Origin of the sequence: Streptomyces sp. NPDC088261 (assembly GCF_044740805.1) — a bacterium.
Classification (GTDB): domain Bacteria; phylum Actinomycetota; class Actinomycetes; order Streptomycetales; family Streptomycetaceae; genus Streptomyces.
Map to the genome: position 1 here is coordinate 278,734 of NZ_JBIURL010000001.1, position 19,811 is coordinate 298,544.

Annotated in this window: 20 protein-coding genes; 5 read left to right on the forward strand and 15 right to left on the reverse strand. The window is 72.3% G+C overall.

Annotation, left to right across the window (positions count from 1 at the left end):
- Positions 1 to 39: 39 nt before the first annotated feature.
- Entirely contained in the window at positions 40 to 1,323 is a 1,284-nt protein-coding gene (locus ACIODU_RS01160) for an adenylosuccinate synthase (RefSeq protein ID WP_401762496.1), read from the reverse strand.
- Positions 1,324 to 1,587: 264 nt separating this feature from the next.
- Here ACIODU_RS01160 and ACIODU_RS01165 point away from each other — a divergent pair, with 264 nt between their 5' ends.
- Together ACIODU_RS01165 and ACIODU_RS01170 are read left to right on the forward strand one after the other, a co-directional pair.
- On the forward strand, positions 1,588 to 2,670 hold the full coding sequence (locus ACIODU_RS01165) for a diacylglycerol kinase (RefSeq protein WP_401762499.1): 1,083 nt from the start codon (positions 1,588 to 1,590) through the stop codon (positions 2,668 to 2,670).
- 54 nt (positions 2,671 to 2,724) lie between these two features.
- Positions 2,725 to 3,330 carry a hypothetical protein gene (locus ACIODU_RS01170; protein WP_401762502.1) on the forward strand — a complete coding sequence of 202 codons (606 nt, stop codon included), beginning with the start codon at positions 2,725 to 2,727 and terminating at the stop codon, positions 3,328 to 3,330.
- On the opposite strand, the gene ACIODU_RS01175 is transcribed toward ACIODU_RS01170, so the two are convergent.
- On the reverse strand, positions 3,327 to 3,956 hold the full coding sequence (locus ACIODU_RS01175) for a TetR/AcrR family transcriptional regulator (protein ID WP_401762505.1): 630 nt from the start codon (positions 3,954 to 3,956) through the stop codon (positions 3,327 to 3,329). The genes ACIODU_RS01170 and ACIODU_RS01175 overlap by 4 nt on opposite strands.
- A gap of 166 nt (positions 3,957 to 4,122) precedes the next feature.
- Here ACIODU_RS01175 and ACIODU_RS01180 point away from each other — a divergent pair, with 166 nt between their 5' ends.
- The 3 genes from ACIODU_RS01180 to ACIODU_RS01190 all read left to right on the forward strand — a co-directional run bounded on the left by ACIODU_RS01180 (position 4,123) and on the right by ACIODU_RS01190 (position 5,914).
- Positions 4,123 to 4,857, forward strand: coding sequence for an SDR family oxidoreductase (locus ACIODU_RS01180; protein WP_356418718.1), 735 nt, complete (start codon positions 4,123 to 4,125; stop codon positions 4,855 to 4,857).
- Positions 4,858 to 4,892: 35 nt separating this feature from the next.
- Positions 4,893 to 5,528, forward strand: a complete 636-nt coding sequence (locus ACIODU_RS01185; RefSeq protein ID WP_401762508.1) for an NADPH-dependent F420 reductase — start codon at positions 4,893 to 4,895, stop codon at positions 5,526 to 5,528.
- Positions 5,529 to 5,632: 104 nt separating this feature from the next.
- On the forward strand, positions 5,633 to 5,914 hold the full coding sequence (locus ACIODU_RS01190) for a hypothetical protein (protein WP_356418713.1): 282 nt from the start codon (positions 5,633 to 5,635) through the stop codon (positions 5,912 to 5,914).
- Positions 5,915 to 6,055: 141 nt separating this feature from the next.
- On the opposite strand, the gene ACIODU_RS01195 is transcribed toward ACIODU_RS01190, so the two are convergent.
- From ACIODU_RS01195 to ACIODU_RS01255, 13 genes are all read right to left on the reverse strand, one after another.
- Complete coding sequence (locus ACIODU_RS01195; protein ID WP_356418710.1) at positions 6,056 to 6,715, reverse strand: response regulator transcription factor; 660 nt, start codon at positions 6,713 to 6,715, stop codon at positions 6,056 to 6,058.
- On the reverse strand, positions 6,712 to 7,959 hold the full coding sequence (locus ACIODU_RS01200; RefSeq protein ID WP_356418812.1) for a histidine kinase: 1,248 nt from the start codon (positions 7,957 to 7,959) through the stop codon (positions 6,712 to 6,714). The genes ACIODU_RS01195 and ACIODU_RS01200 overlap by 4 nt, the downstream gene beginning before the upstream one ends.
- A 433-nt stretch (positions 7,960 to 8,392) precedes the next feature.
- On the reverse strand, positions 8,393 to 9,298 hold the full coding sequence (locus tag ACIODU_RS01205; RefSeq protein ID WP_356418707.1) for an alpha/beta hydrolase: 906 nt from the start codon (positions 9,296 to 9,298) through the stop codon (positions 8,393 to 8,395).
- Between the two features lie 171 nt (positions 9,299 to 9,469).
- Positions 9,470 to 10,735, reverse strand: a complete 1,266-nt coding sequence (gene kynU / locus ACIODU_RS01210; protein WP_401762513.1) for a kynureninase — start codon at positions 10,733 to 10,735, stop codon at positions 9,470 to 9,472.
- Positions 10,728 to 11,591 (reverse strand): tryptophan 2,3-dioxygenase, encoded by an 864-nt coding sequence (locus ACIODU_RS01215; protein WP_401762516.1) that lies wholly within the window; start codon positions 11,589 to 11,591, stop codon positions 10,728 to 10,730. The genes kynU and ACIODU_RS01215 overlap by 8 nt, the downstream gene beginning before the upstream one ends.
- A gap of 135 nt (positions 11,592 to 11,726) precedes the next feature.
- Positions 11,727 to 12,401 carry a DUF3152 domain-containing protein gene (locus ACIODU_RS01220; protein WP_401762519.1) on the reverse strand — a complete coding sequence of 225 codons (675 nt, stop codon included), beginning with the start codon at positions 12,399 to 12,401 and terminating at the stop codon, positions 11,727 to 11,729.
- Positions 12,402 to 12,550: 149 nt separating this feature from the next.
- The gene (locus ACIODU_RS01225; RefSeq protein ID WP_161310685.1) at positions 12,551 to 12,964 is read right to left on the reverse strand and encodes a DUF3151 domain-containing protein; all 414 of its coding nucleotides are present in this window, start codon (positions 12,962 to 12,964) and stop codon (positions 12,551 to 12,553) included.
- Positions 12,965 to 13,016: 52 nt separating this feature from the next.
- Positions 13,017 to 14,531 carry an MFS transporter gene (locus ACIODU_RS01230; RefSeq protein ID WP_401762522.1) on the reverse strand — a complete coding sequence of 505 codons (1,515 nt, stop codon included), beginning with the start codon at positions 14,529 to 14,531 and terminating at the stop codon, positions 13,017 to 13,019.
- Between the two features lie 24 nt (positions 14,532 to 14,555).
- Positions 14,556 to 15,827, reverse strand: coding sequence for a MalY/PatB family protein (locus ACIODU_RS01235; RefSeq protein ID WP_401762525.1), 1,272 nt, complete (start codon positions 15,825 to 15,827; stop codon positions 14,556 to 14,558).
- A gap of 135 nt (positions 15,828 to 15,962) precedes the next feature.
- Positions 15,963 to 16,994, reverse strand: a complete 1,032-nt coding sequence (gene fbaA / locus ACIODU_RS01240; protein WP_327235325.1) for a class II fructose-bisphosphate aldolase — start codon at positions 16,992 to 16,994, stop codon at positions 15,963 to 15,965.
- 245 nt (positions 16,995 to 17,239) lie between these two features.
- On the reverse strand, positions 17,240 to 17,779 hold the full coding sequence (pyrE, locus tag ACIODU_RS01245) for an orotate phosphoribosyltransferase (RefSeq protein WP_161310681.1): 540 nt from the start codon (positions 17,777 to 17,779) through the stop codon (positions 17,240 to 17,242).
- Between the two features lie 89 nt (positions 17,780 to 17,868).
- Positions 17,869 to 18,696, reverse strand: coding sequence for an aldose 1-epimerase (locus ACIODU_RS01250; protein ID WP_401762528.1), 828 nt, complete (start codon positions 18,694 to 18,696; stop codon positions 17,869 to 17,871).
- Positions 18,697 to 18,796: 100 nt separating this feature from the next.
- Entirely contained in the window at positions 18,797 to 19,771 is a 975-nt protein-coding gene (locus tag ACIODU_RS01255) for an SRPBCC domain-containing protein (RefSeq protein WP_401762531.1), read from the reverse strand.
- Between the last annotated feature and the right edge of the window lie 40 nt (positions 19,772 to 19,811).

Here is a 19,811-nt window from a genome sequence, read left to right on the forward strand (position 1 = left end):
GTACATCCACACGTACAGCCGTCAGTCAGGCAGCCGTGCCTACAGGAACGAGTTGATCTGGATCGTCTCCGTGCGGCCCGGGCCCACGCCGATCGCCGAGATCGGGGCCCCGGACATCTCCTCCAGGGCCTTCACGTACGCCTGTGCGTTCTTCGGGAGGTCGGCGAACGACTTCGCCTTCGTGATGTCCTCCGACCAGCCGGGCAGCATTTCGTAGATGGGCTTCGCGTGGTGGAAGTCCGTCTGGCTGTACGGCAGTTCCTCGACGCGCTTGCCGTCGATCTCGTACGCCACGCACACCGGGATCTGCTCCCAGCCGGTCAGGACGTCGAGCTTCGTGAGGAAGAAGTCGGTGAGGCCGTTGACGCGGGTCGCGTACCGCGCGATCACCGCGTCGAACCACCCGCACCGCCGGTCGCGGCCCGTCGTGACGCCCCGCTCGCCGCCGATGCGGCGCAGCGCGTCGCCGTCGTCGTCGAACAGCTCCGTCGGGAACGGTCCGGCGCCCACGCGCGTCGTATAGGCCTTGAGGATCCCGATGACCCGGGAGATCTTCGTCGGTCCCACACCCGCGCCGGTGCAGGCGCCGCCGGCGGTCGGGTTGGAGGACGTGACGAAGGGATACGTACCGTGGTCGACGTCCAGGAGCGTGCCCTGGCCGCCTTCGAAGAGGACGACCTTGCCCGCGTCGATGGCGTTGTTGAGGACCAGGGTGGTGTCGGAGACGTACGGCTTCAACTGGTCCGCGTACGTCAGCAGTTCCTCTACGATCTTCGCGGAGTCGATCGCGCGGCGGTTGTAGAGCTTGGCGAGGATCTGGTTCTTGAAGTCGAGCGCGGCGTCGACCTTCTGGATGAGGATCGACTCGTCGTACAGGTCCTGGATGCGGATGCCGACGCGGTTGATCTTGTCGGCGTACGTCGGTCCGATGCCACGGCCCGTCGTGCCGATCTTCCGCGAACCGAGGAACCGTTCCGTCACCTTGTCCATGGTGGTGTGGTACGAGGTGATCAGATGAGCGTTTCCACTGATGAGCAGCTTGGACGTGTCGACACCGCGGTCGTTCAGCCCGCTCAGCTCGGAGAGCAGGACGGCCGGGTCGACTACCACTCCGTTGCCGATCACCGGGATACAGCTGGGCGAGAGGATTCCGGAAGGGAGAAGATGCAGCGCGTATTTCTGGTCGCCGACGACGACCGTGTGGCCGGCGTTGTTGCCGCCCTGATAGCGCACGACATAGTCCACGGACCCACCGAGCAGGTCGGTGGCCTTTCCCTTGCCTTCGTCACCCCACTGAGCACCGAGCAGCACAAGTGCGGGCACAGGCGTACACCCCTTCCGGGCGGGGCATGTCCAAGGTCGGGGGGCGCACATACGGCGTTTTGTACGTCGCGTTTGCGCCGTACGGCCCGTACGGCATCGCACGACTTCGCACGAGACCGCTGGACGTAGATCACAGACGCGGATCGCACGACGTCGTACGACGCAGCCCGAGCCGTCGAACCGGTTGCCCCGGAATAGACGAAGCCCCTGGCGCAATAGCGCAAGGGGCTCTTGCACAAAGATGCTACCCGAGGAAGGACCGAGGTGTCGGCTCCAGGGCCCGCCGAGAACGGCGCGCAGCAGCTTCTGGTGGTCATCGACCCGGTCGCCCGCCGGACCGACGGCGAATCCGTACGGATCGCGAAGGACGTGTTGAGCGCGGGTGCGGCGGTGAAGATATGCCTTCCCGACGGGCCGGAGGAGTTCGCGCGGGCGCTGGCCAGGCGGGGCGGGCGGCGGCCGGTGGTGATCGGCGACGACCGGGCGCTGTTGCGTACGGTCGCGCTGCTCCACCGCGAGCGGGAGCTGTCCTCCGGGGCGCTCTCGCTGGTGCCGGTGGGCGCGTCGGTGGAGCTGGCGCGGGCGCTGGGGGTGCCGACGGGCGCGGTGGCGGCGGCGCGGGCGGTGCTGGACGGGGTGGTGCGGCGGCTGGATCTGCTGGTGGACGACAGTGACGGGGTGGTGCTGGGGGATCTGCACATTCCGGGGCTGCCGGGGTCGAGGCGTGGGGGTGGGGGCGGGGGCGGGAAGGGGAAGTCGAAGGGGGGCGGTCGGGGGAGCGAGGTCGGTTCCGGGTCGGGCTCGGGATCCGGGTCGGGCTCGGGATCCGATACGGGTGCGGGTGCCGGCGTCGGCTCCGGTACGGGCACCGGGACCGGCTCCGACTCCGGCCCCGGCTCCAGCTCCGGCCGCGACCCCGGCGAGGGGCGGCGGGACGGTGACGGGAACACGGCGGCCGGTGGGCACGGCGCGGCGTCCGTGTGGCACACGTGCCGCTCGCTGGTCCGGACGCTGGTACGGCCGCCGCCGGGCGCGTTCGCGCACACGTACCGGCTGCGGGTGGAGGCGGACGGCGTACTGCTGAGCGATCTGGACGAACCGGTGGAGGGGATCCTGGTCCGCTCGCGGGGCGGGCGGGCGGAGGTGGTGATCCGTACGCGCGCGTCGGCGGAGCCGCTGCGGGCGAGCGCGCTGTCGGTGACGGTCTCGGGGGCGAATTTCCGCTACCGGGCCGACACCCGGGTCACCGGTCCGGTCCGGACGCGGACGTGGACGCTCCGGGCGGGGGCGTGGGGGCTGACCCTGCCGACGACGTATTCCGTTCCGGGGGCTTCTGGGACGGGGTGACCACCGATAGCCTCGGGTGCCACGAAGCCGGTACCACGCCTGGGGGCCGACCGAATGCACGATGCGACACGCGACTCGACACGCGACTCGACACCCGACGCGACGCCCGGTTCGACGCCGGTCGGGGAGGTGGCCCTCGACGTCACCGAGACGGCGGAGGCACTGGCCCGCTACCGCTCGCGGGCGGGCATGTGGTTCCGCGTCGGACTGACGACGGCGGCCGGCGGTGTGGTCGTCGAGCTGGCGAACACCGCCCGGCGCCTGGAGTGGGCGGACCTGGTGGCCGAGGGCATGGGCGGGCTGGCGCTGGCGCCGCTGCTGATCGGGCTGAGCGCGCTGCGCCTGGCCCGCCTGATGCGTCTGCGCCTGGCGGCGCACCCCTGGACGGCCGTCCGCGCGGAAACGGCCCCGCACGGCCCCCACGCGGCGGCGGTGATCCTCCACGACCCGTCGGGGGGCGCCCCGGTCGCCCTGACCCTGGTGGGCCTCCAAGGCCGCCACCACGCGGCGGACCCCCGCCCGACGGGCGAACTGTGGTGGTGCGGCGACCCGGCGACGGGCGGCGTCCTGGCCCGCCCGGGAGGCGCGGAACTGATCTGGGCCCGCACCCCGGGCCGCCTGACCCGCGACCGCATCCTGGGGGCGGGGGACTCCCGCTAACGACGTGGGTCGGCGGCAACGGCCGGGGTGGTGCCGGAGCCGGTTCCGCCGGCCGTGGCCGGGATCGCGTTGTCGATGAGGACCGCCGCCATCGCGGCGGCCGTGGGGAAGGCGTCGGCGTTGAGGACCCGGCTTCGGGCCGCCGCGCCGTCGAGGAGTAGTGCCAGCTGCTCGCCGAGCTGTTCCGGGTCGGCGGCGCCGGCCTCGCGGGCGGCGTTGGCGAGCCGTACCGCCACGGCCTTCTTGTAGTCGCGCGCGTACTGCGACGCCGGATGCTCGGGGTCGTGGAGTTCGACCGCGGTGGCGATGTACGGGCACAGCGGCGTGGTGGGCGGGATGTCGAAGGCCGCGAGGAGCCGTTCGCGGGGCGTGAGGTCGGTGCGGTCGAACACGTCGGACAGCACGGAGGGGTCGAACCGGCGCAGGTACTCCGTGACGAGTTCGTCCTTGCCCGCGAAGTGCTGGTAGGCCGTGCGCTTGGACACCTGGGCCGCCGCGCAGAGCTGGTCCATGCCGGTGCGGTTGATGCCCTGCTCGCGGAACAGTTCCCGGGACGCGCCGAGGATGCGCTCGCGGGCGCCCCGGCCGCGGCGGCTGCCCGTGGGGCCCTTCTCCAACTCCGTCATGGAGTCATCGTACCGCAGCAGGGTAACGACCGGTGTACATAGTTGCGCCCTGGTCGCGGCGCCCGTACCGTACGTACACAGTTCGGTGTACGTAACGCCGCCACTCCAGGTGTCCCGTCGCACGCGTACGGCATCACCGGAGGACCAGAGGACCAAGGGAGTCACTGTGGGAAAGCTCGACGGCAAGGTCGCGGTCATCACCGGCGGCACCACCGGCATGGCACTGGCCGGAGCGAAGCTGTTCGTCCGCGAGGGAGCACACGTCTTCCTCACCGGGCGCCGTCAGGACGCCCTGGACGAGGCCGTGAAGCAGATCGGCCGCAACGTCACCGGCGTCCAGGGCGACGCCGGCGACCTGGACGACCTGGACCGCCTGTACGACACCGTCAAGCGGGAGAAGGGAAGCCTGGACGTGCTGTGGGCCAGCGCGGGCGTGGGCGCGCCCGCCCCGCTGGGCGAGATCACCGAGGCCCACTTCCACGACGCGTTCTGGCTCAACGCGCGCGGCACCCTGTTCACCGTCCAGAAGGCGCTCCCGCTCCTCAACGACGGCGGGTCCATCCTCATGACCGGCTCCAACGCCTCCCTCGGCGCCTTTCCCGGCTGGAGCGTCTACGCCGGCAGCAAGGCCGTCCAGCAGGCGTGGGCCCGCGTGTGGCTCAACGAGCTGAAGGACCGCCGCATCCGCGTCAACGTCCTGACGCCCGGCCAGGTGGCGACCGCCAAGCAGGCGGAACTGTTCGACGAGGCCACCAAGCGGCAGTTCGAGGCCCTCATCCCCCGGGGCGAGATGGGCCGCCCCGACGAAATCGCCACCGCCGCGCTCTTCCTCGCCTCCGACGACTCCAGCTACGTCAACGGCATGGAACTCGTCGCGGACGGCGGCACCACGGCCATCTGAACCCCACCCCACGCACCACAAGGACAGGACGCCTCATGAGCGACATCAGCATCATCGGCACCGAGAACATGGCCCGCACCCTCGGCGCGCGGGCCCTGGCGGGCGGCAACACCGTCGAGGTCATGGGCCGCGACCGGGCCAAGGCCGCCGCCCTGGCCCAGACTCTCGGCGGCGGTGCCACGACGGGGGAATGGGGCGCCACCCCGGCCGGGGACATCGTCATCGTGGCTCTGTTGTACGACGGTGTCGTGCCGGCCGTCGCCCAGTACGGGGACTCGCTCGCGGGGAGGGTCATCGTCGACATCAGCAACCCCTTCAACTCCACGTTCGACGGGCTGGCCCATCGCGAGGAGACCTCGATCGCGCGGGAGGTCGCCAAGGCGGCCCCGGCCGGCGCCCACGTGGTGAAGGCGTTCAACACCGTCTTCCGTCACGTCCTGGAGACGGGCCGGCCCGACGTCTTCCTCGCCGGCGACGACGCGCGGGCCAAGACGCGCGTGGCGGCGTTCGTCGAGAGCCTCGGGCTGCGCCCGCTCGATGTCGGCGGCCTGAAAATGGCGCACTGGCTGGAAGGAGCGGGCGTGGTCGCGGTGGGCCTCGCCAACCACGGGGTGGGGAACGTGGACTTCGCGCTCGGCGTCACCGAACTTCCCGTCCGGGCAAACGGTTGACGGATGCGGACCCGCGTCCGGTATCCGGCGGGGCGGGGTGCCGGAGCGTGCTAGAGATAGGGGCGAATAGTCGCAATCAGTCCCCTATCAGGAGGTACGTGACGATGCGTTCAGCTCTTCTCCGTGCGACGGCCACGCTGGGTGCCGCGGCGGCCCTGGCCCTCTGTGGTGCCGGTGTGGCCGGTGCGCACGACATGTGGCCCGCGGGCGTGGGTAACTCGGGTGCGTTCAGCACCGGCGTGGGCAACTCGGGCGCCTTCAACGCCGGCGTCGGCAACTCGGGCGTCGCCAACTGGGGCGTGGGCAACGCGGGCCTCGGCAACACAGGCATCGGCAGCTCCGGCATCGGAAACTCGGGAATCGGCAGCTCCGGCATCGGCAACTGAACGACCGACGGCGAGGGCGTCGGCGGCCGGAGCGTCGGGGGCCGGGGCCGCCCCTCGCCGCCGCCGCACGGGGACCGGTTTGTCCACAGGGTGTGGATGAACCGGGCCCCGTACGGATCCCCCGTCCCGGAGCGAGCCTCGCTAGCCCGGGGTCACCAGCCGGGCCTCGTACGCGAACACCGCCGCCTGGGTGCGGTCGCGCAGGCCCAGTTTCACCAGGATGCGGCTGACGTGCGTCTTGATCGTGGACTCCGCCACCACCAGGTGCTCCGCGATCTCCGCGTTCGACAGGCCCTGGGCGATCAGCACCAGTACCTCCGTCTCCCGCTCCGTGAGATCGCCGACGCGGGCGAGGGCCGGGGGCCTCGGGGTCTCCGCGAGCTTCGAGAACTCCGTGATCAGGCGGCGCGTCACCGTCGGGGCGAGCAGGGCCTCGCCGGAGGCCACCACCCGTACCCCGTCGGCCAGTTGCCGCGCCGACGCGTCCTTGAGCAGGAAGCCCGAAGCGCCCGCGCGCAGCGCCTGGTACACGTACTCGTCCAGGTCGAACGTCGTCAGCACCAGCACCTTCGCCGCCGCGTCCGCCGCGACGATCTCGCGGGTCGCCTCGATCCCGTTCAGCTCCGGCATCCGGATGTCCATCAGGACGACGTCCGGGGCAAGGGCGGCGACCTGCGTGACGGCCTCGCGCCCGTTCACCGCCTCGCCGACCACCTCGATGTCCGGCATCGCGTTGAGCAGCACCGAGAAACCCTCGCGGACCATCACCTGGTCGTCGACGATCAGCACCCTGATGGTCATGCCGCGTCCCCGTCCTTCACGGCGGTCACCGGGATGAACGCCGCGACCTCGTAGCCGCCGTCCTCCTGGAGATCCGCGGTCATCTCACCGTTCAGCATCGACACCCGCTCGCGCATCCCCGTGATGCCGTGCCCCGCGCCCGGCGAGGGCTTCACCAGCCCGCGCGGCGGTGTGTTGACGATCCGCAGCCCGAGCCCGCCGAGGACGTAACTGATCTCGACGCGTGCGGTGGATCCCGGCGCGTGCCGGAGCGCGTTGCTCAGTGCCTCCTGGACGATCCGGTACGCGGACAACTCGACGCCCTGTGGCAGCTCCCGTACCGCGCCGGTCACCGTCTTCTCCACGGTCAGCCCGGCGTCCCGCACGTTGGCCAGCAGCCCGTCGAGGTCGGCGAGCGTGGGCTGCGGGGCGTCGGGCGCCTGGTAGTCCTCCGCCCGTACGACTCCGAGGACGCGGCGCAGCTCGGTCAGCGCGGCGACGGCGTTCTCGCGGATCGTCGCGAACGCCTTCTCCAGCTCGGGGGGCGGATTCTCCACCCGGTACGGCGCGGCCTCCGCCTGGATCGCCACGACCGACATGTGGTGGGCGACGACGTCGTGCAGCTCGCGCGCGATGGTGGTGCGCTCCTCCAGGAGCGTGCGCCGGTCGCGTTCGACGGCGGTGACGCTCTGCTGGATCGCGACCTCCTGCTCGGCGTCGCGGCGGATGTGGAGGACGGTCACGGTGAGGAGGACCAGGGCGGAGAGGAGGAGCATGGGGGCGGAGGTGGCGCCGCCGCCGTACCCGCCGACGAAGACGGTGGCGAACGTCGCGTACAGCGCGGTGCACACCCACAGCCAGGCGGCGGTGCGCGGCCGGGTCCGGAGCGCGACCACCGTGATCACGAAGAGGTACCCGGCGAAGGCGCTGGGGGTCCAGGGCCAGCCGTCGTAGTGCGCGCCGATCACGCTCGTGACGGCGGAGACCGCGAGGGAGAGCCACCAGGCGCCGATGGGCCTGACCAGCGTCATCAGCAGGGGGATGGCGGGGAGCCCGCCGAAGAGCGAGCCTTCCTCGACCACGCCGATGAGGCAGATCATCGTCGCGGCCACCACCACCACGGCGTGCGGCAGCCAGGCCGCGTACTCCCGTATCCGGCCGGGCAGCCGGCGGGTGAGCGGGCCGTCCGTCCGCCTGGGCTTGAGCGGACGGTAGGCGAAGGCGTCGTGGAAGAGGTCCTCGCGCAGGCCGCCGATCGCGTCCATGGCAAGGCGGAACTCGGGGCTCCGGGTCTGCCCGGTCTCTGTCTCGGTCACCCTGCCAAGGTAGGCGGAGCCGGCGCTGGGGTCGTCACCACGGAAGCGGATCCTGGCGGGTCCGTCGTAGGTACTACGGGGGGACGGGGGCGTGGCCCTGCCGGGACGCGTGGCGGTGGCGGTGCGGTGGCGGTCCGATGGCCCGCGCGTCACTGATTGTCCTCAATCGCCGGACGGGCTTGATCAGGCCGCCGCGGGCCGTCGCCGAACCTGGTGGGACCTACCCGTGCGGGACGGGCTTGACGGTGTCGGACGGGCTTGATCGTGCCGCTGCGGGCCGTCGCCGCGCCTGGCGGGGACTACCGGGGACGGACGGGCCTGATCGTGCCGCCCGCCGGCCGTCGTCGCGCTCGGTGGGAGCTACCGGGGCGGCCCGTGCGTCTCACCACGCCAGTTGCGCGATCTCCTCCGCCACCACCGCGCACGCGTCCGCCGACGGGTCGATCAAGGGGAAGTGGCCCACGTCCGGGAGCAGGGTCAGGCCCACCGTTTCGCCTGCCTTGGCCGCCGCGTCCACGTATGCCTCCGCCACCTCGTACGGCACCGTCAGGTCCGTGCGGCCCTGGACCACCGCCGTCGCGATGCCCGTCGGGAGCAGGGCCGCCGGGTCGGCGCTCGGGCGGCGCTCCTCGAAACGGTCCTCGCCGCCCAGGAGTTGGACGATCGCGCCGCCGCACACGTCCAGTTCCACCGCTCGCACGAGGTCCGCGATCGGGGCCAGCGCCACGACCCCGCGCAGGGGCGGCGGGTGCGGCAGCCGCCAGGGCGAGCCCTCGGGGAGGACATGGCGGGCCGACGCCCAGAGCGCCAGGTGACCGCCCGCCGAGTGGCCGGTCACCACGATCCGGCGGGCGTCGGCCTGCGGTACGGCGGCCGTCACCAGCGCGGGCAGCGCGTCCAGCGCGGCAGCCACGTCGTCGAAGGTCTCGGGCCAGCGGCCCGCCGCCGGACGGTCGGTGTCCGGCTGCGGGGTGTCCGTACCCTGGTGCGGGATCGCCGGGCCGCGCCGGTACTCCACGTTCGCCACGGCGAAGCCCCGGCGCGCCAGGAAGTCCGCGAACGGTGTGAGGTGCGTACGGTCGTACCGCGCGCGCCACGCCCCGCCGTGGAGCACCACGACGAGCGGGACCCGCTCCTGGTTGCCCCGGGGCGCGTAGAAGTCGATCACCTGATCGGGGTGATCCCCGTACGCGGCGGTCGCGTCGGGCGGGACGACCGGGTGCGAGAAGGCCGACTCGGTCTCTGCCGCGTCACGAACCACGGGATCGTGCGCGCCGGGGTCCGGCATGGTGCTCCAACCTCTCGGTGCAGGATGCGAATTGACCTGATCAGCCGGGACGGTACCAGTCGGAGCCGGAGTCGATCACATCCCCGGGCGCCGCCCGGTACGCCATCCGCCGGACGGCGGCCGTACCACCTGCCCGACGACGGCAGCGTCACCCGCCGGACGGCAACCGCGTCACCCCCCGGCCGGGACCTCCGCCGGCACCTCCGCCAGCACCTCGCCCAGCACCCGCGCCGCCCGTTCCGCGTCCGCGAAACCCACGTACAGCGGCGTGAAGCCGAACCGCAGCACGTCCGGCCTGCGCAGGTCGCCGACCACCCCGCGCGCGATGAGCGTGTCCATCACCGCCGGGGCCTCGGCGCAGCGCAGGGCGACCTGACTGCCGCGTTCGGCGTGCGCCGAAGGGGTCAGCGAGCTGACCCGCCCCGGCGGGGCGTACGCCTCCACGCACTCCAGGAAGAAGTCCGTGAGCGCCAGGCTCTTCGCCCGTACGGTCTCGATCCGCACCCCGTCCCAGACGTCGAGCGCCGCTTCCAGCGCCAGCATCGAGAGGATGTCGGGCGTACCGACCCGGCCCCGCGTCGCGCCGTCCGCCGCCTCGAAGTCCGGCGCCATCGCGAACGGATCGGCGTGCGAGGTCCACCCCGGCAACGGCGAGTCGAAAGCGGCCTGGTGGCGCCGGGCCACGTACAGGAAGGCGGGCGAACCGGGCCCGCCGTTCAGGTACTTGTACGTGCACCCCACCGCGAGGTCCACCCCGTGCGCGTCCAGCCCCACCGGCAGCGCGCCCGCGCTGTGGCACAGGTCCCAGACGGCGAGCGCGCCCGCCTCGTGCACGGCGGCGGTGATGCCCGGGAGGTCGTGCAGCCGCCCCGTACGGAAGTCCACCTGGTTCATCAGCACGACGGCCGTACGCGGTCCGAGGGAGCCCAGCAGCTCCGCCGGGTCGACGGGGACGAGCGGTTTGCCCGTCATCCGGGCGGCGGAGTGCGCGATGTACCCGTCGCTGGGGAACGTCGTGGCGTCGACCAGGATCTCGTCCCGCGCCGGGTCCGTGGGGTCGAGCAGCCGGACGGCGGCCACCAGGGCCTTGAAGACGTTCACGCTGGTCGAGTCGCCGACGACGACCTGACCCGGTCCGGCGCCGACGAGCGGGGCGATCCGGTCGCCGATCCGCTCCGGCGCGGTCCACCAGTCGCCCTCGGTCCAGGAGCGGATCCGCAGCTCGCCCCACTGGCGGCTGATGACGTCGCGCATCCGGTCGGGTACGTGGCGGGCCAGCGCGCCGAGCGAGTTCCCGTCCAGGTAGACGGAGTTGTCGTCGAGCGCGAAGAGGTCGCGCCGGGCGGCCAGTTCGTCGGCCGCGTCGAGGGCGGCGGCTCGTGCGGCGAGGGAAGCGGTCGGGGCGTCCGAAGCCGCCGTGCGGGTCGTGTCAGACATGGCTGCGGGCCGTCCAGAGCTCGGGGAACACGTTCTTGGTCGCGCGCTTCTCCAGCCACGCCACCCCGGCGGAACCGCCCGTACCGGTCTTGGAGCCCATCGCGCGCCGCGTGGCGACCAGGTGGTCGTTGCGCCAGCGCCACACCAGCTCACCGACGTCCGTCAGCGCCTCGCCCAGCCTGATCAGCTCGGAGTGCTGGTCCGCGTCGGCGTAGACGCCGGCCCAGACCCGCTCGACCTCGGGCGACGGCTCGTACTTCTGGGAGAGGTCGCGCTCGACCACCGCGCCGGGCACGGGCAGCCCGCGCCGGGCCAGCAGCCGCAGCGTCTCGTCGTACAGGCTCGGTTCGTGCAGGGCCTTCTCCAGCTCGGCGTGGACGCGCGGGGCGCCCCGGTGCGGTACGAGCATCGACGCCGACTTGTCGCCGAGCAGGAACTCCATCCGCCGGTACATCGCGGACTGGAAACCGGAACCCTCGCCGAGGGCGCCGCGGTACGAGTTGAACTGCGCGGGCGTCAGCTGGCCGAGCGGCTTCCACGAGGCGTTGAGCGCCTCCAGCTCGCGTACGGACCGCTTGAGCGCGTCCACGGCGACCTGGATCCGGTCCTCGCGCAGGGCGCGGGACGCGGTCTCCCACTCGTGGACGATGACGGTGAACCACAGCTCCATGACCTGGGTGGTGACGAGGAAGACCATCTCGCCCGGGTCGTCGGAGCGGGGGTGCTGGAGGTGGGTGAGGACGTCCGCCTGGACGTAGTCCTCGTACGGGGTGGTACCCGCGAAGTCGAGATGCGGGGTGTCAGGATGCGGCGTGTCCGAACCCGCGGATCCGGAGGCATCGGGGGCGTGCGACATTGCTGTCTCCTCGATATTGCTACCGGGTAGCGGTCCGCCCCTTCCGTTCGTCTCGGAGCTCCGGTCCCCTGTCCGCATCATAATCCGGCTCCCGGCGCGCGGCTCCGCCAGGCCACAGAAGCCCCGCGAGGACCGTCAGGCCGGGGGCCCCGAGAGATACGTCCCCTTGTCGTCGTACGGCCAGGCGTTCGCCCGGCAGCCGTCCAGGCCCTTGATCTGCTGCATCATCACCGGCGCGGGCCGGCCGGGGCCCGGACAGGCCAGATGCCGCCGGATGCCGATCTCATGGCCGATCTCGTGGTTGATGATCAGGTGCCGGTAGTCGGAGGCGGGCCCGTCGAAGGTGGGCGAGCCCTCCGTCCAGCGCCGCAGATTGACCACCACGCCCTCGGAGGTCTCGCAGTTCAGCTCGCCGTGGGTGTCGAGCCCCTCGGCCCGGCAGAGCCGGTCGGCGGTCGCCGGGGTGGCGATCCTGATGACGAAGTCGGCGTCCGCGTGCTCGGCGACCAGCTGGAAGGCGCCGCGCCCGTGCGCGGCCCAGCTGCGCGGGTCGGCGAGGATGTGCTGGATCTCGGTGGCCGCCCGGTCGGCCGACAGGCCCGTACCGGTCTCGACCTGTACGAGGTACCGGCGCGGGGTGCCGGAGCCGACCGGGCTGCCGTGCCCCCGCGCGGTCGTGAACGTGGCGGGCTCGGGGCCGCGCTGCCAGGAGCCCAGGGAGGCGCCGGCGCCGATCAGGACCGCCAGGCAGAGACCGAACAGCAGCGCGCGACCGCGCGGCCCACGGCGTTCCCCCGTCACCACGGCCATTCACCTCAGCCCCTCCCGCACCGGAAATCGACGAAGACCCGCCCCCGGGAGAGACGGGGCGGGCCTTCGCAAGGTTGCTCGTTCAATGATTATCGAACCGCGATCCGCTGTGAGCGGACGTACGAGCCGGGCGCACGTACGGGCCGGGCTCAGCCCAGCGTGTCCGCCGCCAGCGGCGACGAGTCGCGCAGGAACGTCGAGCAGCGCTCGTACTCCTCCTGCTCACCGATCGCCTGCGCCGCCCGGCCGAGCGCGTGCAGCGCGCGCAGGAAGCCGCGGTTCGGCTCGTGCTCCCACGGCACCGGGCCGTGCCCCTTCCACCCGCTGCGCCGCAGCGAGTCGAGCCCGCGGTGGTATCCGGTCCTGGCGTACGCGTACGACTCGACGACCCGCCCGCCCTCGAACGCGTCGTCGGCGAGCCGGGCCCAGGCCAGCGAGGAGGTCGGGTACTTCGCGGCGACGTCGGCGGGCGAGGTCCCGTTGGCGAGCAGCTCGCGCGGCTCGGGATCGTCGGGCAGTTCGGTGGGGGGCGGCCCCCCGAGAAGATCTTTGTGAATGGCCATGCCTACAGTCTGCCCTGCCCCGCCCGGCCCCCGCCCCGATCGGCGGCGCCGCTCAGGAGGCACGTCCCGCGCCACCGTCCGCCGCCGGACGGTCCGCCGAACGGTCCGCCTCCCGCACCGGCTCCAGCGGCGGCGACGACAACCCGCAGTGGATCCGGCACTCGGGCCCCTCGGACCGCTCGTGGTCGCCGGGCGCCCCCGCTTCCGCCGGCTTCGGCGTCCGTACGGTCAGGAACGCGACCACCGAGCCCACCGCCAGGATCCCGGCGCACAGCGGCATCGACGTACGGAAGGTGTGGTTGAACTCGGTCGCCGACCGGAACGCCTCCGGGCTCGTCCCCGCGATCAGCGGCAGCGCCGCCACCGCGAGCAGCCCCGCCGCGCGGGCCGCCGCGTTGTTGATCCCGCTCGCCAGCCCCGCGCGCCCCACCTCCACCGACGCCAGCACCGTCGCCGTCAGCGGCGCGACGATCGTCACCATCCCCAGGCCCAGCACCAGCAGCGCCGGCAGGACGTCCGCGAGGTACGAGGCACCGGGGCCGACCCGCAGCATCAGCAGCAGCCCGCCCGCGCACAGCAGCGGCCCCACCGTCAGCGGGATGCGCGGCCCGATCCGCCCCGCCAGCTCCCCCGACCGCGCCGAGAACAGCAGCATCAGCGCCGTCGTCGGCAGCAGGGCCGCGCCCGCGCCCAGCGCCGAGTACCCCACCACCACCTGGAGCTGGAGCGAGCCGAGGAAGAAGAACCCGCCGAACGCCGCGTACACGCACAGCGTCACCAGGTTCACCGAGGTGAACAGCCGGGACTTGAAGATCGACAGGGGCAGCATCGGATCGGGCGTGCGGTGTTCGTACAGCACGAACCCGACCGCGACCAGCACGCCCGCGAGCCCCGACCACGGCTCCTTGGCGATCAGCGCGTACGTCACCAGCGCCAGCGCCCCCGCGCCCAGCACCGCGCCCGTCACGTCGAACCGGCCGTGGTGCGCCGGGTCCCTGGACTCCGGCGCGTGCCGCAGCGCCACCGGCACGCAGATCGCGGCCAGCGGCAGGTTGATCAGGAACACCCAGCGCCAGCCGGGCCCGTCCACGAGATACCCGCCGAGGAACGGCCCGACCGCCGCGCCCACCCCGCCGAGCCCCGACCACACGCCCACGGCCCGCGCCCGGTCGTCCGGGTGGAAGCTCCCCTGGATGATCGCCAGGGAGCCGGGGACCAGCAGCGCCCCGCCGATGCCCTGCAACGCCCGCGCGAGGATCAGCAGATCGGCGCTGGGCGCGATCCCGCAGAGCAGCGAGCCGAGCCCGAACCACACCACCCCGATCACGAAGACCCTGCGCCGCCCGTAGCGGTCGCCGAGCGAGCCGCCGAGCAGGATCAGCGCGGCGAGGGTGAGCGTGTACGCGTTGACGGTCCACTGGAGGGCGGAGAGCGTCGCATCGAGGTCGTCCCCGATGTGCGGCAGCGCCACGTTGACGACGGTCCCGTCCAGCAGGGCCATGCTGGAACCGAGCACCGTCGTGAGAATGATCCAGCGGCCCTTGGCCGAGGACAGCCTGATCTCCATACCCGGATCATCCCTGCCGGGAGGTCAGGTGGCGAGCCTCCCGAGCGCTCGGATCAGCGCGTCGGCACCCCGTTCCGCCTTGGCGCGCGGACAGCCCACGTTGAGCCGTACGAATCCGTCGCCGCCGGCCCCGTACGTCGAACCCCGCATGATCGCGACCCTCTCGCGCTCGACCAGCTCCCGCTGGAGCGCGTCGTCGTCGATCCCGAGGGGGCGCAGGTCGATCCAGGCGAGGTAGCCGGCCTGCGGGGGGCGCCAGCCGAGCTGGGGGAAGGCGGTGTTCAGCCGGTCGGCGAGCAGGAGGAGGTTCTGTTCGACATACGTGTTGAGGGCGTCGAGCCAGGGGGCGCCTTCGCGGTACGCGGCGATGTGGGCGGTCAGCGCCAGCACGGCGGGCGATTCGAGCCCTTCGCCGGTGGCCATCCGGCGGAGAAAGGCGGCGTGGTCGGCGGGGTCGCCGATGATGCCGTACGAACCGGTCAGCGCGGGGAAGTTGAAGGCCTTGGAACCGGAGGTGATGAGCGCCCAGCGGCCGGATCCGAAGCGGGTCCAGGGGAGGTGGCGGGGGCTGGGCGTACCTGTCGTACGGGAGGCGGCGGGGGCGGGGGCGTCGCCCGCGAGAGCGTCGCGCGGGACGTCCGCGTGCGGGGAGCCCCCGTACAAAAAGTCCTCGTGCAGGAAGTCCGCGTGGATCTCGTCGCTGATCACCGCGACCCCGTACACCTCCGCCAGCCGCGCGAACTCCGTCAGCTCGGCCTCCGTCCATACCCGCCCCGTCGGATTGTGCGGCGAGCAGAGCAGCAGCACCTTGCTGCCGGGCCGGGCGAGCTGCCGCTCCAGCGCGGCCGTGTCGCCGACCGGCGCCCCGCGCAGCTCGCGCCCGAGCCCGGATATCGCCTTGAGGAAACCGTCGTACGTCGGCGTGTGGACCACCACCCCGTCCCCCGGCCCGGTCCACATCCGCAGGAGCTGGGAGAGCTGGTTGAGCACGGACGGCGCGTACACCAGCCGGTCCGTGTCGATCGCGGTGTCGTACCGGCTCGCGAACCAGTGCCGTACCGCCGACAGGAAGTCGTCGTTGCGCCAGTCCGTGTAGCCGAGCACGCCGTGCGCGATCCGGCGGTGCAGCGCGTCCAGCACCACCGGCGGCGACGCGAAGTCCATGTCGGAGATGGTGAAGGGCAGCATCCCGTGGGCCGCCGCCGCGCCGAAGCGGTCGGCGACGCCGTCCCACTGCACGGACCAGGTGCCGGTGCGGTCGATGGCGGTGTCGAAATCGAAGTCCACGTGGCCCATGGTGAGGTCCCTCCGGGCATGACGCGGGCCCGGCATCGTGAGGGATACCGGGCCCGGGGTGCTGAGCTGGTGCCTGCCGCTGGATCCGCTACGTGACCGCTACGTGATCCGCTGCTTGATCCGCTATGTGATCCGCTACTTGATCTTCGTGCCCGAGGAGCGCAGCGCGCCGCACGCCTCGGTGACCCGCGCGGCCATGCCGCCCTCGGCGAGCTTGCCCCAGGTGCGGGGGTCGTAGGTCTTCTTCGAGCCGACCTCGCCGTCGACCTTCAGCACACCGTCGTAGTTCCGGAACACGTGGTCCACGACGGGCCGCGTGAACGCGTACTGGGTGTCGGTGTCGAGGTTCATCTTCACGACGCCGTTCTCCAGCGCGGTGGCGATCTCCTCGGCCGAGGAGCCCGAACCGCCGTGGAAGACGAAGTCGAAGGGCTGGCTGCCGGAGGGCTTGCCGTACTTCGAGGCGACGCCCTCCTGGAGGTCCTTGAGCAGCTCCGGGCGGAGGACGACGTTGCCCGGCTTGTAGACGCCGTGCACGTTGCCGAAGGACGCGGCCAGCAGGTAGCGGCCCTTCTCGCCCAGGCCCAGGGCCTCGGCGGTGCGCAGCGCGTCCTCGACCGTGGTGTAGAGCGAGTCGTTGATCTCGTGGCTGACGCCGTCCTCCTCGCCACCGGTCGGGGTGATCTCGACCTCAAGGATGATCTTGGCGGCGGCGGCCTTGGCGAGCAGCTCGGAGCCGATCTCCAGGTTGTGGGCGAGCGTCTCGGCGGAGCCGTCCCACATGTGCGACTGGAAGAGCGGGTTACGGCCGGCCTTGACGCGCTCGGCGGAGACGTCGAGCAGCGGGCGGACGTACGTGTCGAGCTTGTCCTTGGGGCAGTGGTCCGTGTGCAGCGCCACCGTGATGTCGTACTTCGCGGCGACGATGTGGGCGAACTCGGCGAGCGCGACGGCGCCCGTCACCATGTCCTTGTTGTACTGGCCGCCCAGGAACTCCGCGCCACCGGTGGACATCTGGATGATGCCGTCGCTCTCGGCCTCCGCGAAGCCGCGCAGCGCAGCGTGCAGGGTCTGGGACGAGGTGACGTTGATGGCCGGGTAGGCGAACTTGCCTGCCTTCGCCCGGTCGAGCATCTCGTTGTAGACCTCGGGGGTTGCGATGGGCATCGGGCCGCTCCTTGTGATGTGCGGGTGTGAGGACTAGTCCCTGACCGGGGGCATGTCGTGGGGCGACGTCATCGTCGGCCCCATCTTTCCAGACTCTCGTCCGGGCTCGGCCCTGGCCGGGGGCCGTTTCACGTGAAACGGCCCCCATGCCCGCAAAGGGCCAGGTCAGGGCGGGTGACAGACACCGGCAGGCAGCAGACATCGCAGGAGCCTCAGGCCGGAGTTCCGGAAGTTTCCGGCGGGGCTCAGGCCAGATCGAGATCCGCCGTCGTGTACGCGTGGAGGTACGGGAGCCCCGCCTCCCGCACCGTCGCCGCCGCGCCCCGGTCCACGATGACCGCGACCGCGACGACCTCGCCGCCCGCCTCCCGTACCGCTTCCACGGCGGTCAGCGGGGAGCCGCCGGTGGTGGACGTGTCCTCGACCACCAGGCAGCGGCGGCCCTTGACGTCCGTCCCCTCGATCCTGCGCTGCATGCCGTGCGCCTTCTGCGCCTTGCGCACCACGAACGCGTCCAGCCGCTTTCCGCGCGCGGCGGAGGCGTGCAGCATCGACGTGGCCACCGGGTCGGCGCCGAGCGTGAGCCCGCCCACGCAGTCGAAGTCCAGCTCGGCGGTGGTCTCCAGCATGACCTGACCGACCAGCGGCGCGGCGTGACCGTCCAGCGTGATCCGGCGCAGGTCGATGTACCAGTCGGCCTCAAGACCCGAGGAGAGGGTCACTCTGCCGTGGACCACGGCGATGTCCTTGATCTGCTGGAGCAGTTCAGCGCGTACGTCAGTCATGGTCACGAGCTTAGACCGCCCGGTCAGGGGGGTTGCCGGTGCGCTCGGAGCCCGCCGCTCCGGCTCGCTCGGCGCCGCTGTCCGCTCGCTCAGAGCCGCTGCCAGCTCCACTTCGCCGACACTTCGAGCGGCTCCAGCGGGGTGACGAGGCGGGGCGCGGTGTTCAGGCCGTTCGGCGGGCCCGACTGCGGTTCTACGCAGACCGCCTCGTCCTGCTCGTCGTACACCACGACCCACTCCTCGCGGCTGGTGACCTTCAGCCGCAGCTGTCCGGGCCAGGTGAGGGTGACGTCGACGCCGTCGGGCATCCCGAAGCAGTCGTCCCAGGGGCCGGGCACCGGCTCGATGCGGCGGCCGGTGGGCAGCGAGTTCTCGCCGCGCTCCTCCTGCCAGGCGGGGTTGAAGTCGAGGTGGACGTCGCCGTTGCCGAGGTTGCGGCGGAACCACGGGTGCCAGCCGGCCTGCGCGGGGAACGACGAGTCGTACGTCTCCACCCCCATCGTGAGGACCAGGGAGTCCTCGGCCAGCTCGAAGGTCTGGGAGACCCGTCCGCTGTACGGCCAGGGCTCGGTCAGGTCGTAGCTGAACGCCGCCCTGCTCGCGGTCGCCGCCGCCCGGCCCTCGGTCTCGGTCCCGCTGGTGCGGGCGACCCGCCAGCTGGTGTCGCGGCCGGTGCCGTGGATGGCGTGCGGGCCGGAGTTCAACGGCATCTGGTGCACGACGTCACCCGTGCGGAACTGGCCGTTCTCGATCCGGCCGCACCACGGCACCATCGGGAAGCAGCCGAACCGCTCGCCCTGGCGCAGCAGTTCCGTCCCGTCGATCCGCAGGCTGCTGATGCGGCAGCCGTTCTCCGGGTCGATGGTCAACTCGGCGTCGCCGGCTTTCAGTCGGATGCTCTCATCGCTGCTAGTCACCCTCCGACAGTACTGGCGCCCGCCCCTGCTTGCGCCGCGGCTGCTCGCGCTGCCCCTCCTTGCACGGGCCCTCCTTGCACGGGCCCTATTTACGCGGGCCCTATTTGCGCCGGCGCAGGACACGCCCGACGACCACCGCGGACGCGAGGGCGAGGGCGGCGGCGGGCGCGATCCACCGGAGCGTGGCGCTGACGGCCCCGGTGGCCTCGGGGGCGGGCACGGGGGCGTACCGGCCGCGCGGCGGCGCGTGGTCGACCTCCTCGGCGCTGCGCCCGATCATGGTGCGGCGGGCGTGGGCGGCCTCGGCGGGGGGTTCGTCGGGGACCAGGAAGTCACCTTCGCCGGCGGTGGTCTCGCCGTCGAGGGGCACGTCGAGCGGGCCGTCGAGGGCGGAGGGGGGTACGGAGGCCCCGAAGCCGCTGCCGGCGTCGGCGTCGGGGTCGACGCCGTCCGTGTCGGCGTCCTGGTCGTCGTCCGCGTGACCGTGGTCGTCCTGGGCGGGCGACAGCGGGTCGGCGGCCCGGTCGGCGGACGGCGGGGGCGCGGGCTTGTCCGACGGGACGGCGGACGTCTCGTCGTCGGAGTCGTCCTCGGAAGAATCCGAGCTCGCTCCCGAGGAAGCCCCGGCGGCCCCCACCCCCTCGGCCTCTTCCGCCAAACGGGTGACGAACCGGTTCAGCAGCCGGTGGGCCGCCGCCGTGGCCGCCTCCGGGGGCAGCTCGGCGAGGCGTCCCTCGGCCCGCGAGGCGCCGGTGAAGACGAGGGTGGTGCCGTCGCCGCCCGGCGTGTCGGTCAGCCGCAGCGTGAGCGTCAGCTTGGCGGAGCCCGTACCCCGGATCTCCGTACCCTCGGCCCCGGCGGTGAAGACACCGTCCGCGCCCTCGGTCAGCGTCAGGGCGCCCCGGTACGTGATGGTGTGGCCTCCGGCCCGGACCTTGAGCCGCCCGGCGAGCGCGCCCGCGTCGGCGTCCGCGTCCTGTTGGAGTCCCGGTACGCAGCGGGCGACGCGGACGGGGTCCCGCAGCGTCTGCCGGAGGACCTCTGCCGTCACCGGAACGAACACCTCATGCTCCATGGAAACCGAGCCTACTCAGCCCAACCCCCCAGGGCGCCCC

What these genes read in the sequence shown, in the direction of transcription:
- ACIODU_RS01170 (WP_401762502.1), top strand. Translation starts at nt 2,725, where the DNA reads ATGCACGATGCGACACGCGACTCGACACGCGACTCGACACCCGACGCG.
- ACIODU_RS01175 (WP_401762505.1), bottom strand. Translation starts at nt 3,956, where the DNA reads ATGACGGAGTTGGAGAAGGGCCCCACGGGCAGCCGCCGCGGCCGGGGC.
- ACIODU_RS01185 (WP_401762508.1), top strand. Translation starts at nt 4,893, where the DNA reads ATGAGCGACATCAGCATCATCGGCACCGAGAACATGGCCCGCACCCTC.
- ACIODU_RS01190 (WP_356418713.1), top strand. Translation starts at nt 5,633, where the DNA reads ATGCGTTCAGCTCTTCTCCGTGCGACGGCCACGCTGGGTGCCGCGGCG.
- ACIODU_RS01195 (WP_356418710.1), bottom strand. Translation starts at nt 6,715, where the DNA reads ATGACCATCAGGGTGCTGATCGTCGACGACCAGGTGATGGTCCGCGAG.
- ACIODU_RS01200 (WP_356418812.1), bottom strand. Translation starts at nt 7,959, where the DNA reads ATGGACGCGATCGGCGGCCTGCGCGAGGACCTCTTCCACGACGCCTTC.
- ACIODU_RS01205 (WP_356418707.1), bottom strand. Translation starts at nt 9,298, where the DNA reads ATGCCGGACCCCGGCGCGCACGATCCCGTGGTTCGTGACGCGGCAGAG.
- kynU (WP_401762513.1), bottom strand. Translation starts at nt 10,735, where the DNA reads ATGTCTGACACGACCCGCACGGCGGCTTCGGACGCCCCGACCGCTTCC.
- ACIODU_RS01215 (WP_401762516.1), bottom strand. Translation starts at nt 11,591, where the DNA reads ATGTCGCACGCCCCCGATGCCTCCGGATCCGCGGGTTCGGACACGCCG.
- ACIODU_RS01220 (WP_401762519.1), bottom strand. Translation starts at nt 12,401, where the DNA reads ATGGCCGTGGTGACGGGGGAACGCCGTGGGCCGCGCGGTCGCGCGCTG.
- ACIODU_RS01225 (WP_161310685.1), bottom strand. Translation starts at nt 12,964, where the DNA reads ATGGCCATTCACAAAGATCTTCTCGGGGGGCCGCCCCCCACCGAACTG.
- ACIODU_RS01230 (WP_401762522.1), bottom strand. Translation starts at nt 14,531, where the DNA reads ATGGAGATCAGGCTGTCCTCGGCCAAGGGCCGCTGGATCATTCTCACG.
- ACIODU_RS01235 (WP_401762525.1), bottom strand. Translation starts at nt 15,827, where the DNA reads ATGGGCCACGTGGACTTCGATTTCGACACCGCCATCGACCGCACCGGC.
- fbaA (WP_327235325.1), bottom strand. Translation starts at nt 16,994, where the DNA reads ATGCCCATCGCAACCCCCGAGGTCTACAACGAGATGCTCGACCGGGCG.
- pyrE (WP_161310681.1), bottom strand. Translation starts at nt 17,779, where the DNA reads ATGACTGACGTACGCGCTGAACTGCTCCAGCAGATCAAGGACATCGCC.
- ACIODU_RS01255 (WP_401762531.1), bottom strand. Translation starts at nt 19,771, where the DNA reads ATGGAGCATGAGGTGTTCGTTCCGGTGACGGCAGAGGTCCTCCGGCAG.